13 protein-coding genes are annotated in these 12,297 nt (G+C 70.9%); 4 read left to right on the forward strand and 9 right to left on the reverse strand.

The features are described 5' to 3' along the window. From KN815_RS39230 to KN815_RS39240, 3 genes are all read left to right on the forward strand, one after another. The coding region (locus KN815_RS39230) for an MBL fold metallo-hydrolase (protein ID WP_216346579.1) at positions 1 to 970 on the forward strand (970 nt) is incomplete at its 5' end. An 84-nt stretch (positions 971 to 1,054) separates the two neighbouring features. Continuing rightward, positions 1,055 to 2,155 (forward strand): right-handed parallel beta-helix repeat-containing protein, encoded by a 1,101-nt coding sequence (locus KN815_RS39235; RefSeq protein WP_216346580.1) that lies wholly within the window; start codon positions 1,055 to 1,057, stop codon positions 2,153 to 2,155. Further along, complete coding sequence (locus KN815_RS39240; protein WP_216346581.1) at positions 2,152 to 3,225, forward strand: methyltransferase; 1,074 nt, start codon at positions 2,152 to 2,154, stop codon at positions 3,223 to 3,225. The genes KN815_RS39235 and KN815_RS39240 overlap by 4 nt, the downstream gene beginning before the upstream one ends. 93 nt (positions 3,226 to 3,318) lie before the next feature. Here the strand turns inward: KN815_RS39240 and KN815_RS39245 are convergent, their stop codons facing one another. From KN815_RS39245 to KN815_RS39285, 9 genes are all read right to left on the reverse strand, one after another. Further along, positions 3,319 to 4,044 carry a class F sortase gene (locus KN815_RS39245; protein WP_216346582.1) on the reverse strand — a complete coding sequence of 242 codons (726 nt, stop codon included), beginning with the start codon at positions 4,042 to 4,044 and terminating at the stop codon, positions 3,319 to 3,321. 137 nt (positions 4,045 to 4,181) lie between these two features. After that, positions 4,182 to 4,808, reverse strand: a complete 627-nt coding sequence (locus KN815_RS39250; protein WP_216346583.1) for a hypothetical protein — start codon at positions 4,806 to 4,808, stop codon at positions 4,182 to 4,184. A 321-nt stretch (positions 4,809 to 5,129) separates the two neighbouring features. After that, positions 5,130 to 5,459, reverse strand: coding sequence for a TcmI family type II polyketide cyclase (locus KN815_RS39255; RefSeq protein WP_216346589.1), 330 nt, complete (start codon positions 5,457 to 5,459; stop codon positions 5,130 to 5,132). 2 nt (positions 5,460 to 5,461) lie between these two features. Next, positions 5,462 to 5,926 (reverse strand): SRPBCC family protein, encoded by a 465-nt coding sequence (locus tag KN815_RS39260; RefSeq protein WP_037962524.1) that lies wholly within the window; start codon positions 5,924 to 5,926, stop codon positions 5,462 to 5,464. Between the two features lie 2 nt (positions 5,927 to 5,928). Then, positions 5,929 to 6,186: an acyl carrier protein gene (locus KN815_RS39265; protein ID WP_014055766.1), complete on the reverse strand. Its 258-nt coding sequence runs from the start codon at positions 6,184 to 6,186 to the stop codon at positions 5,929 to 5,931. Further along, a complete protein-coding gene (locus KN815_RS39270; protein WP_216346584.1) occupies positions 6,186 to 7,436 on the reverse strand; it encodes a ketosynthase chain-length factor in 1,251 nt (416 codons plus the stop codon). The genes KN815_RS39265 and KN815_RS39270 overlap by 1 nt, the downstream gene beginning before the upstream one ends. After that, positions 7,433 to 8,701: a beta-ketoacyl-[acyl-carrier-protein] synthase family protein gene (locus KN815_RS39275; protein ID WP_216346585.1), complete on the reverse strand. Its 1,269-nt coding sequence runs from the start codon at positions 8,699 to 8,701 to the stop codon at positions 7,433 to 7,435. Before KN815_RS39275 ends, KN815_RS39270 begins: the two co-directional genes overlap by 4 nt. Next, positions 8,698 to 9,105, reverse strand: a complete 408-nt coding sequence (locus KN815_RS39280) for a cupin domain-containing protein (RefSeq protein WP_216346586.1) — start codon at positions 9,103 to 9,105, stop codon at positions 8,698 to 8,700. Before KN815_RS39280 ends, KN815_RS39275 begins: the two co-directional genes overlap by 4 nt. A gap of 72 nt (positions 9,106 to 9,177) precedes the next feature. Further along, complete coding sequence (locus KN815_RS39285) at positions 9,178 to 10,356, reverse strand: SchA/CurD-like domain-containing protein (RefSeq protein WP_216346587.1); 1,179 nt, start codon at positions 10,354 to 10,356, stop codon at positions 9,178 to 9,180. Between the two features lie 165 nt (positions 10,357 to 10,521). Between KN815_RS39285 and KN815_RS39290 the strand changes: the two genes are divergently transcribed. Continuing rightward, positions 10,522 to 12,165, forward strand: a complete 1,644-nt coding sequence (locus KN815_RS39290; RefSeq protein ID WP_216346588.1) for an FAD-dependent oxidoreductase — start codon at positions 10,522 to 10,524, stop codon at positions 12,163 to 12,165. Positions 12,166 to 12,297 lie beyond the last annotated feature (132 nt).

Consider the following 12,297-nt stretch of genomic DNA (forward strand, 5'->3'; position numbering starts at 1 on the left):
CGCCCCCCGCCCCCTGGGCGAGGTTCGCCGCTGGCCGCGGTCGTTCGCGGATCGGCTCACCTCGCCGCTGCCGGGGGTGCGGGCCGTGGCCCGGCTCGCCCGGGAGGGGCGGCTCAGACCGTCCGTGGCGTCGCTCCGGCAGATCCCCGAGCTGCCCTTCGAACCGGGGCCGCTGCCGCTCCCCGTCCCCGGCCGGACCGCGGTCACCTGGGCGGGGCACGCCAGTTGGGTGGTGCGGATCGGGGGGCTCACCGTGCTCACCGACCCGGTCTGGTCGCGCCGGATCCTCGGCACCCCGGCCCGGGTCACCCCGGTGGGGGTCCGCTGGGAGGATCTGCCGCCCGTCGACGCGGTCGTCATCAGCCACAACCACTACGACCATCTGGACGCGCCCACGGTCAAACGGCTGCCGAGGGCGACGCCGGTCTTCGTCCCGGCCGGGCTCGCGGGCTGGTTCCGGACCCGCGGCTTCACCCGGGTGACCGAGCTCGACTGGTGGGAGGCGGCCGAACTGCTCGGCGAGGACGGCCCGGTCCGCTTCGACTTCGTCCCGGCCCACCACTGGAGCAAGCGCACCCTCACCGACACCTGCCGCTCGCTGTGGGGCGGATGGGTCATCACCGCGCCCGGCGGCCGGCGGGTGTACTTCGCCGGGGACACCGGCTACGGCCACTGGTTCCGGCAGATCGGCCGCCGCTACCCGGGCATCGATGTGGCGCTGCTGCCCATCGGTGCCTATGAGCCGCGCTGGATGCTGAAGGGGGTGCACACCGATCCGGAGGACGCCGTACGGGCGCATCAGGACCTGGGGGCGCGGGTGCTGGCCCCCATGCACTGGTCGACGTTCCTGCTCGCGGCCGAGCCCCCCGTGGAGCCGCTGCACCGGATCCGCGCGGCCTGGGAGGCCACCGGGCGCCCGCGCGAGGAGCTGTGGGATCTGCCGGTCGGGGCCTCGCGCGTGCTCGAATAGAGGGCCAAGTGGGGTAATCCGGCGCATAGGTGACAGAAGGATCATAAGTGGCGAGTGGTGCGCGGCGCACCTAGCTTCCTGTTCATGCGCACTCCGAAACTTCGTCACCTCGCCGGCCTCACGGCCGTCCTCGTCATCGAACTCGCCCAGCTTCCCGGCGCCCACGCCGCCCCGGTCGACCCCGCCGACCAGGCGGCGACCCGTCATGTGGTGCAGCCGGGCCAGTCGGTCCAGGCCGCCGTGGACGCCGCCAAGCCCGGCGACACCATCGAGCTCCGGCCCGGCACCTACCGGGAGAACATCCAGATCAGCACCGACCGGCTGACCCTGCTCGGCGCGGGCGAGAGCACCGTGCTCTCCCCGGCCGCGAAGCCGTCGGACAACGCCTGCGGCGCGGCCGGTCACGGCATCTGCGTCACCGGGACGGCCGAAGACCCCGTCTCGGATGTACGGATCGGCTCACTGAAGGTCACCGGCTTCGCCAAGAACGGCATCTGGGGCTCGGGCACCGACCGGATGACCGTGCGGGACACCGTCGCCGAGGACAACGGCCAGCAGGGCATGGGCCAGGAGATGTCCACCCGAGGCACCTTCGCCGACAACGTCTCGCGGAGCAACAAGCAGTCCGGCATCTTCCTGGCCAACACCATGGACGCCGAGGGCGGCGCCACCGACGCCCTGGGCACCCTGGTGGCGGGCAACCGGCTCAGCGGCAACCGGACCGGTGTCGTGGTCCGCCGGCTGCGCGACCTCACGGTCGAGGGGAACACCATCACCGGCAACTGCGCCGGGGTGTTCGTCGTCGGCGACGAATCGACCCCGCGCGCCGGGGACCTGAACGTCCGCTACAACTCGGTGTACGAGAACAACGCCTACTGCGAGGCCACCGACCGGCTCCCCTTCATCCAGGGCGCGGGCATCGTGCTCACCGGCGCCGAGGGCACCCGGGTGACGGGCAACCAGGTGACCGGCAACGTGGGCACCTCGCCCATGTCCGGCGGGATCGTGCTGTTCACCAGCGCCGTGGGCGCCCCCAACGCCAAGAACGCCGTCAGCCGCAATGTGCTGAGCGGCAACAAGCCCGCCGACCTGGCCGACCGGGACAAGGGCCCCGACAACACCTTCACCGACAACGTGTGCGAGCTGTCCGAGCCCACCGGCCGGTGCTCGGAGGCGACGTCATGACCACGGTGGACGCCACCACCCCCGCTGCCGCGGCACCGCCCCCGCCGGCCGCGCTGCCGCCGCCCATGCAACTGCGGGAGATCGTCTTCGGCGCCGCACGGGCGGCCTCCGTGCGCGCCGCGGTCCGGCTGCGGATCGCCGACGCGCTGGGGGAGCAGCCCGCCTCCATCGGCGAGCTGGCCTCCGCCGTGGACGTCGAGCCCGATCCGCTGCGCCGGCTGCTGCGCTCCCTGGCCTGCTGTCAGATCTTCGCCGAGACCGTGGACGGCCACTTCCGGCACACCGAGATGTCCCGGCTGCTGCGCGAGGACACCCCGGGCAGCCTGCGGAACATCGCCCTGTGGTGCACCGAGCCATGGACCTGGGAGGCATGGCCGCTGCTGGACCGGGCGGTGCGCGGTGGCGGCTGTGTCGTCAACGAGATCTACGGCAAGGACTTCTTCGCCTATCTCCATGAGGACGCGCCCGAGTCGGCCCGGGTGTTCGACGCCGCGATGACCACCTCCAGCCGGCAGTCGGCCGCCGATGTCGCCGCCTTCCTCGACCTCGACGGGGTCAAGGACGTGGTGGACATCGGCGGCGGCCAGGGCCATGTGCTGGCGAGTCTGCTGGAGCGCCATCCGGCGCTCGAGGGCACGCTGCTGGACCTGCCGCAGGTGGTGGCGAACGCCGATCCGCGGCTGCGGGACGGCGGGCCACTGGCCTCGCGGGCGACGCTGATGCCCGGCGACTGCCGTCGTGAGGTCCCCGTCGAGGCCGATCTCTACATCATCAAGAACATCCTCGAATGGAACGACGAGAGCACCCGCCGGACGCTCGCCAATGTGGTCGCGGCGGCGCGGCCCGGCGCCAGGGTGGTCGTGATCGAGAACCTCGTCGACAACAGCCCCTCCTCCTTCACCACGGCGATGGACCTGTTCCTGCTGCTCAATGTGGGCGGCCGGAAGCACACCGAGGACAGCATGGTGACGCGGATGACCGAGGCCGGTCTGAAGGTGACCGACATCCGGCCGGTCAACGGCGCGCTGCACGCCTTCGACTCCACGGTGCCCGCCACGGGCCGCCGCTAGGGGCGGGGAGGGGAAAGCACACCACGGTGCCCGCGTCGTCCGTCCTCGACGACGCGGGCACCGTGGGGTTTGTTGTCCGCCTGTGTTGGTCCGTTAGCTGTAGCGGTACGAGCTGAGGTGCGCGAACACCACCACATTGGCCGTGTAGTCCTTGGCCGTGTGGTCATAGGCCCCGCCGCAGGTGATCAGCCGCAACTGCGCGTTGGGGGTGTCCCCGTACACCTTCTGGTCCGGGAAGGCGTTCTTCTTGAACGTCTTGATCTTGTCGACGACGAAGGTCGCGACGATCCCGTCCTCGCGGGTGATGGCCACCTTGCCCTGCGGCTTGAGCTGGCTGAGGGGGGCGAACACCGCCGGGCCGACCTTGGTGTCCACATGCCCGGCCACGATGGCGTTGCCGCGTTCACCGGGGGAGGGGCCGCCCGCGTACCAGCCCACCAGGTTCTGCTCGGTGTCCGGAGGCGGGACCAGCACCCCCGACGCGTCCAGTGAGAGGGGAGTGAAGGGCGCGCTCACGCCGATCGAGGGGATGTCCAGATGAGACGCGGGGGAGCGGGGCAGCGCGGGTCCGGGACGGGACTCGGGGGCGGCCGTCGACTCCGGGGAGTCCGCGTAGTCGTCCTCGACCGAAGTATCGCTGTCCGGTTCGGAGATGGACGCCGGGGTGCTGGCCGTGGGCCGGGCCGACGCCGGGGTGTTCTGGGAGGCGGCGTCGACGGAGTTGTAGATGAGGAATACGCCGATGAGGGCCGACGCGGCGGCCCAGCGGAGGATGCGGGTGTTGCTGTCGGCAGCGCCCTGCTTGGCCGGCTTTCCCATGGGGGTGTTCGCCTTTCTCACAGCGCCTTTCTTACTTGCTTTTCTCACAGCCGCTTTTCACAGCGTTCGTGGCGCTGCCGTGGCACCACCGCTCGGCGGAGGTGCCACGGCAGCACGGAATTACGAAAACGTCAGGCTCAGATCGCGGTGCCGGTCGGCTTGCGACGACGCAGGGCGTAGGCGCCGGCGCCGAGACCACCGAGGAGCAGGACGGAGCCGGCGGCCATGCCGCTGCCTGTGGTGGCCATGCCGCCACCACCGGTGTGGACGCCACCGCGCGGCTTCTCGCCCTTCTCGTGGTCCTTCCAGGAGCCGCCGGACCAGTCGTGGTCGCGCTCCCGGCCCTCGTCCTTGCGGTGGTCGAAGTCGCGGCCCTCGTCCTTGCCGTGGTCGAAGTCGCGGCCCTCGTCCCTGCCGTGGTCGAAGTCGCGGCCCTCGTCCTTACCGTGGTCGAAGTCGCCGCCCTCGTCCTTGCCCTTCATCTCTTCCTTGCCGTGGTCTTCCCGGCCTTCCTCGCGGCCGTGGTCTTCCCGGCCTTCCTCGCGGCCGTGGTCCTCCCGGCCTTCCTCGCGGCCGTGGTCGTCCTTGTCCTTCCAGGAGCTGCCGCCCTGGCCATAGCCGTCCTCGGAGGACTCCTGGCTGCTCGAGTACCCACCGTGACCGCCCGGGTCCGAGACGTCGGCGGCGAACGCGGCGGCGGGGGCGCCCAGGGTCAGGGTGGCGGCAATCGCCGCCCCGGTGAAGAGTGCGCGAGTAGATCGCATGAGTCATTCCTTCCGGCGCCGTCACGATACTGACTATTTGCCAGATAAAGGGATCGCATCGGCGTCTTGTCCACCGTCAGCGAAGAGGGCTCCCCCTGCCACTCGGCGCGACTTGTGATCTGCTCTGTTGTAAGCCCTCTGGGTGTAGATAAGCGCAATGATCACTCATTTGCCGCGCGAATGGACCGACGTCCTTTCACCTTTTCGGCAGACATCATTCCGATGAGCCCAGTAGTGTGAGATTTTCGCTGACGGGGCATAAGGAAAGGGCCGCCGGGAGTGTGAACTCCGTCGGCGGCCCCGTGCGGCGGGACGCGTCCGCTAATTCCCGTCGCGCTCCCAGCGGTAGAACTCATGCGCCATGGCGTCCTTGGGCTCGCGCCAGGTCGCCGGGTCGTACGCCTGCATATACGGCTGGAGACGGGCGCTGACGTCGCGGAACTCCGGGTGCTTGGCGTACTTGGTGACCTCGGTGGCCGGCGGCCGGTCGGCCTCGATCAGATGCAGATACACATCGCCGAACTGGAAGAGGCTGCGGCCGGTGACGCCGATCAGCCCCGGCAGTTCGCCGCGGTCGGACTCCGCGAAGATCTTGGCCACCTGGGGGGCCGCGTCCCGCTGCATCTTGGCGACGATCATGGTGCGGTACACGCTCATGCCCCCACCGTCTCCCGGGCCCGCTGCTCGATCTTGTCCCGGATGAGATCCATCTGGATACGGGAGTTGCGGTTGATGTGGTCGGTCATCGTCGGGTCGTCGACCGGCGCGTCGGGCCGCATCTCGAAGTCCTGGGTCCAGCGCATGCGGGTGCCCTCGGACTCCTCCTCGTACTCCCAGCGGATGTTCATGTACGCGAAGGGGCCGGGCTCGACGCGGCGCGCCCATACCGTGCGCACATCGCGGGCCGTCTCCCGCTCCGAGACCCAGCTCCAGACCTTGCCGTCCTCATCGGGGTGCATGGTGAGGCGGAAGGTGGTGGTGTCCCCGGTCCGCTGGAGCACCTCGACCGAGGCGTACTCGCTGAAGAGCTGCGGCCAGTTCTCCAGGTCGTTGGTCATGTTCCAGACGAGGTCGAACGGCGCCTTGATCATGACCTCGTTGTCGGTGTGGCCTGCCATCTTCATGCTCCTGAGGTAAGTGAGGTGTTGATGACGTCGAGGAAGTCCCCGGGGGTCTTGCAGCTTTCGGCACCCGGCTCGATCGGGGTGCCGTACCGGTTCTCCAGCTCACCGACGATGGCGAGCAGACCGAGCGAGTCCAGGCCGTACTCCTCGAAGGTGGAGTCCGGCCGGGTCTGCATCGTGTCCGGATCGACGGTGAGCCCGGCGCACCGCTTCATCAGCGTGGCCAGTTCCCCGTAGGACAGTTGACTGGACATCAGTAATCTCCTTCCGGTCCGCGGAGCACGAGCGCCGCGTTGCAACCCATGAGCCCTCGGCTGAGCACCAGCGCCGTCCGCGGCTCGGCGGGGCGGGAGCTGCGGGTGACCAGGTCGAGCTCATGGCAGACGTCGGTGACGTACGGGGTCGGGGGCACGACGCGGTGCTCCATGGCGAGCACCGCGGCCACCACGTCGAGCGTGGGGGCCGCGCAGTGCACCCGGCCGAAGCCGGTCTTCGGCGCGGTCACCGGGACCCGGGTGCCGTGCGGCCCGAGGGCGTCGGCGATGGCCAGCGCCTCGGCGCGGTCGGCCTCGGGCACGCCGAGGGCGTCGGCGAAGACCATGTCGATCTCCTCCGGCGCGCACCGCGCGTCCTCCAGGGCGACGCGGATGGCCTGGGCCAGCCCCTCCCGGGACCGCTCCCAGCGGGAGGGCCCGGTGAAGGTCGAGCCGTACCCCGCGATAAAGCCCCGGATCCGCACCCCGCGGCGCCGGGCGGCCCCCTCCTCCTCCACGACCAGCATCGCCCCGCCCTCCCCGGGCGCGAATCCGCAGGCGTCCTCGGTGAACGGCAGATAGGCCCGGCCCGCGTCGCGGGCCCGGCTGAGCTCGTCCCAGCCGAGCATGCAGACGATGGAGTACGGGGCCAGCGATGCCTCGGAGGCGCCGGCCACCATCGCGTCCGCCCCCCGCCGGATGGACCGGCGGGCGTGCGCGAGCGCGTCCAGACCGCCGGCCTCGTCGTTCGTCACCACCCCGCAGGGGCCCTTGAACCCGTTGCGGATGGAGACCTGGCCGGTGCTGGCCGCGTAGAACCACGCGATGGACTGGTACGGGCCCACATAGCGCGGCCCCTTGCTGTAGAGCTGCTGGAGCTCGCTCTGGCCGAACCCGCCGCCCCCGGAACCGGAGGCGGTCACCACGCCCACCGCGAACGGCGACATGTCGTCCACCGGCAGCTTGGCGTCGTCCAGCGCGAGATCGGCCGAGGCCATCGCGAAGTGGGTGAAGCGGTCGGTCTGGACGAGGAAACGCTCCTCGATCATCGAGCCCGGATCGAAGCCGCGGACCTGGCCGCCGATCCGGACCGGGAAGTGCTCGCTGCCCTCGCGGGTGATCCGGTCGAGGCAGGGAATCCCCTCCCGGGTCGCCTTCCAGAAGGCGTCGGTGCCCACCCCGTTCGGGGCGATCACACCGAGGCCCGTGATGGCCGCGCCCCGGTTCCGGGTGTTCATCGCAGCGTTCATGCCGCCCTCCCGTCCGTCCGGCCCAGCACCACCGCCGACTGGAAGCCGCCGAACCCGCTGCCGACCGACAGCACATTGCGCAGCGGGAGGGCGCGGGCGGTGCGCGGGACATAGTCGAGGTCGCATTCGGGGTCGGGGGTCTCGTAGTTGGCCGTCGGCGGCACCACGCCATGGGCGAGTGCCAGGGCGCAGGCGACCACCTCGATGGCGCCGATCGCCCCCAGGGAATGGCCCACCATGGACTTGATCGAGCTCATGGGGGTCTTGTACGCGTGCTCGCCCAGGGACCGCTTCACGGCCGCCGTCTCATGCCGGTCGTTCTGCTTGGTGCCCGAGCCGTGCGCGTTGACGTAGTCGATCTCGTCGCCGTTGACGCGGGCGTGGCCGAGCGCGTGGTCGATCGCCTCGGACATCTCCAGCCCTTCCCGCGTCAGCCCGGTCATGTGGTACGCGTTGCCGTAGGTGGCGAAGCCCCGGAACTCGCAGTAGATCCGCGCCCCTCGGGCCCGGGCGTGCTCCAGCTCCTCCAGGACCAGCACGGCGGAGCCCTCGCCGAGGACGAAGCCGTCCCGGTGGGCGTCGAACGGCCGGGACGCGGTGGCCGCGTTGTCGTTGTTCGCCGAGGTGGCCTTGATCGAGTCGAAGCAGGCCACGGTCAGCGGGGTGATCGGCGAGTCCGCGGCCCCGGCGATGCACACATCGGCCCGCCGCTCCTCGATCGCCTGGAAGGCGTATCCGATCGCGTCGAGACCGGAGGTGCAGCCGGTGGAGACGGACTGCACGGGGCCCTGCGCACCGGTCAGCTCCGCCACCCCGGAGGACAGCGCGCTCGGCGAGAACGCGTGCTGGAGATGCGGACCCGCCTTGCGGTGGTCCACAGCCCAGTGCTCCCCGGCATCGCTGACCTTGACGTAGTCCTGCTCCAGCCGGGTGGAGGCGGCGACCGCGCTGCCCAGGGAGACCCCTATCCGCCAGGGGTTGAGCGCCTGGAGGTCCAGCCCGGAGTCCCGGACCGCTTCCTTGGCCGCCACCAGCGCGAACTGCACATAGCGGTCCGAGTGTTCGATCTGCTCGAAGGTCAGACCGCCGGCCAGCGGGTCGAAGTCGCATTCGGCGGCGATCCGGGAGCGGAACCGCTCGGCGTCGAAGAGCGTGATGTTACGGGTGGCCGTACGGCCCGCGGTGAGCATGTCCCAGAACGCCGGAACGCCCAGGCCCCCGGGGGCGACGACGCCGAGCCCGGTGACCACCACCCGTCGGGTCACGACGTCGCCTCGGCGGGTTCGGCGGACTCCGTGTCCACATGACCCAGCTCGGGGCGCGGCGCCAGGGGGCCGAGGTGGAAGACCATCCGCGCCTCGGTGCTGCCCACGTTGCGGAACCGGTGGCGCACGTTGATGGGGATCAGGATCGCCTGGTCGGGGCGGAGCGGATGCGGCTCGCCGTCCAGGTCCACCTCCATGTCGCCGCTGACGACGTACACGAACTCCTCGGAGTACGGGTGGTAGTGCTCGGTGACCCGTTCTCCGGGCCCCACGATGGCCATCCCCATGAAGCCGCTCGTGGCGCCCACCAGCGGCGGTGTGAGCATGGCGCGCACATCGCCACCGCGCCGGCGGTTGGGGGCGACCGCGGCGAGGTCGACGACGAGAGGGGGCTGCGTGGTCATGATGAGTTCCTCCAGGTAGCGTTGCGCGGTCCGCCCCACAGGGGGTGAAAGGTACGAGGGGGAGAGGGGCCGTCAGTGGTCCGCCGCCTGGCGGTCGGTGATCGGGGTCATGTCGCAGTCGGCGAGGAAGCGGCGCAGCCCGTCGTCCACGGACAGGTCGATCACCGCCCCGTCCGCCCCGAGGTCGAGGAGACGGCCCAGCACGGCGGCCGCCCGCCGTCCGCTCACACCGGCCGCCATCGCGGGGTGCCGGTCCAGCGGCACGCTCAGGTCCACCAGCCGCACCACGATGTCGTCACGCTGGAAGATGGTGCTGCTCAGCAGGGTCTTGGCGGACTGCTCCGAGGCCATCTCCTTGTTCACCGCAAGCTCGTCCTGCCGGGCCAGCAGACTGGCCACCGCCGGGCCGCAGCCTGCCTTGACCGGGTAGAGCAGGGCGTGCCGGTGGACGCCCTGGGCGGGGCGCGAGCCGCCGGACATCATGTGGTGGACCACCGGAAGCGACGCCCGGGCGAAGAACTCCCGTGCCGAGCTGGGGTCGTCGAGGTTGCGGTCCTCCTCCAGATACGGATTGAGGGCCTCCTCGGCCGCCCTGATCTCCGGCTGCCGGGCCACGAAGCGCAGCGCCGCGGTCAGATCGCCCTTGACCTCCACGGCCCGCACCACCCGGTTGCCGCTCATGAAGACGGAGGTGCGGGAGAGCCGGGTGGTCTCGTCGACCCGGGCCTCGGGCGAGGCGTAATCGGCCAGGATCTTGGCGACGGAGTCCTCGCTGCCGGGCTTCACGGTGAAGGTGAGGGCCTGGCGGACCAGCCCGTCGCCGACCCGCAGCGCGGCGTCGACACCCCGGGTGGTGACATCGACCGGCGCTGATCCGGCGGTCAGGGTCTCCCGCATAATGCTGAACCGCAGCGAGCGGGTGTCCTCGACACAGCCGTGGAAGGGCTTGACCATCTCCCGGTGCGCGGGAGAATCCACCCAGGCCAAGAACGGCGGGGCGCTTTCCCATTCGCTGGTGATCAGCCACTGGGAGGGATTCTCGATCGACTGGCAGAGCTGGTCGCTGATGTGCCCGGGCACCGCGGCCACCTGCTGGGACAACTGGTCATAGGCACGCAGAAAGCGCTGCTCGGCACCGCTGTTGACCTGCACCAGCAAGACGACGCGCAATCTGGTGTCGGTGAGAGCGGATTCCACGGTCGTCGGCGCTGGGCTCACCGTGGTCTCCGGAACATCGGACAGGGTGCTCATATTCCACTCCTTATTTCGCGGACGCGTCCTTCCGGGCATCGAGGACACCCGCCCGTTAGACGATCGTGGGGCGCGCCCACCAATGGCGCGAGATATGTGAGCCATCCGAGCGAACGCCTCGTCAGCGTCTCGGAAGAGCCCGGAAACACCGGGCATAGCAGCACAATGAACCGTCTTGCCGACAATGCTGAGCGTGTGCCCGTCCTGATCGCGGGCGGCTCCCTGGTGGGCCTGTCCGCCTCACTGTTCCTGGGCCGACTGGGGATCGGTCATCTACTGGTCGAAAAACACCCGCGCACCTCGCACCACCCGCGCGGACGGGGGAACAACATCCGGACGATGGAACTGTTCCGCACCGCCGGGGTGGAGTCCGCGATTCGCGAGGCCGCGTCCGTCCTGGCCGACAACCACGGAATTCTTCAGACCCCGTCCCTGACCGGTACGGAGGGCAACTGGCTCTTCCGGGAAATGGACCCGGGTGGCAAGGCCGCCCGGATCAGCCCTGCCGGATGGTGCCTGTGCAGCCAGAACGACTTGGAGCCGGTACTGCTGAGCGCGGCCCAGGACCTCGGTGGCGAGCTGCGGTTCTCCACCGAGCTGATCTCCTTCGAGCAGGACGCGGACGGCGTCACCGCCGTGCTCCTGGACCGCAGGTCCGAACGGCGCTCCACGGTCCGCGCCGACTACCTCATCGCCGCCGACGGCCCCCGCAGCCCGGTGCGCGAGGCGCTCGGCGTCGAGCAGAGCGGCCGCGGCGAGCTGTTCCACAACGTGTCCATCACCTTCCGCGCCAAGCGGCTCGCGGACGCGGTCGGGGACCGCCACTTCATCGCCTGCTACCTCACCAACCCGGAGGCCGACGGGGCGCTGCTGCCCGTCGACAACCAGGAGCAGTGGGTCTTCCACGCCCCCTGGCACCCCGAGCGCGGCGAGGCGCTGGAGGAGTTCACCGACGAGCGCTGCGCCCGGCACATCCGTACCGCCGTGGGCATGCCCGACCTGGAGGTCGAGGTCACCGGAAAGGCGCCCTGGCACGCGGCCGAGCGGGTGGCGGACCACTACTCCGACGGCCGCGTCTTCCTCGCCGGGGACTCCGCGCACGAGATGTCGCCCACCGGCGCCTTCGGCTCCAACACCGGCATCCAGGACGCCCACAACCTGGCCTGGAAGCTCGCCGCCGTCATGGGCGGCTGGGCGGGCCCCGGACTCCTGGAGACCTACGGCATGGAACGCCGGCCGGTCGCCCAGGCCACCAGCGCCCGCGCCGCCGCCCGTTCGGCCGAGCACAGCCACCCCGGGTATTCGGCGCCCGCCACCGAGGACCGGGGCCCGCAGAGCAATGTCATGGCCGTCGCGATGGGCTACCGCTATGTGCGCGGCGCGGTCGTCGGCGCCGACCCCGCCGCGCCCGCGGTGCCCGACCGCTTCATGGTCTCGGCCGAGCCCGGCAGCCGCGCACCCCATATGTGGGTGCACCGCTGCGGGGTGCGGCTGTCCACCCTCGACCTGTACGAGCGCACCTGCGTGCTGCTCACCGGACCGGGCGGGACCTCCTGGTACGAGGCGGGCCACCGCGCCGCCGACGCCCTCGGCGTACCGCTGGACTGCTACCGGGTCGGCGACGGACCGGACCATGAACTCGCCCCCGAACCGGGCACGGACTGGGCCGAACTCCACGGCACCGCCCCCGACGGAGCGGTCCTGGTCCGCCCCGACGGCTTCGTCGCCTGGCGAGTGGAACGCTCGGTCCCCGACCCGGAGGCCGCGCTGACGCGAGCGCTCCGCGAGGTACTGAGCCTGAACGCCTGACCCCGCCCCTTCCCGGGCGCCGCGGTCCCGTACGCCACCCGCCCCCGGTCGGCGGGACGCCCCACCGCCCGGGGGCGGCGAGCCCCGCCGCGGGACCCGCCCGGACGGGCCTCCGGCCCCGGCCTCCGTCCC

The sequence above is a fragment of the Streptomyces niphimycinicus genome (genome assembly GCF_018883605.1).
GTDB classification, from domain to species: Bacteria; Actinomycetota; Actinomycetes; order Streptomycetales; family Streptomycetaceae; genus Streptomyces; species Streptomyces niphimycinicus.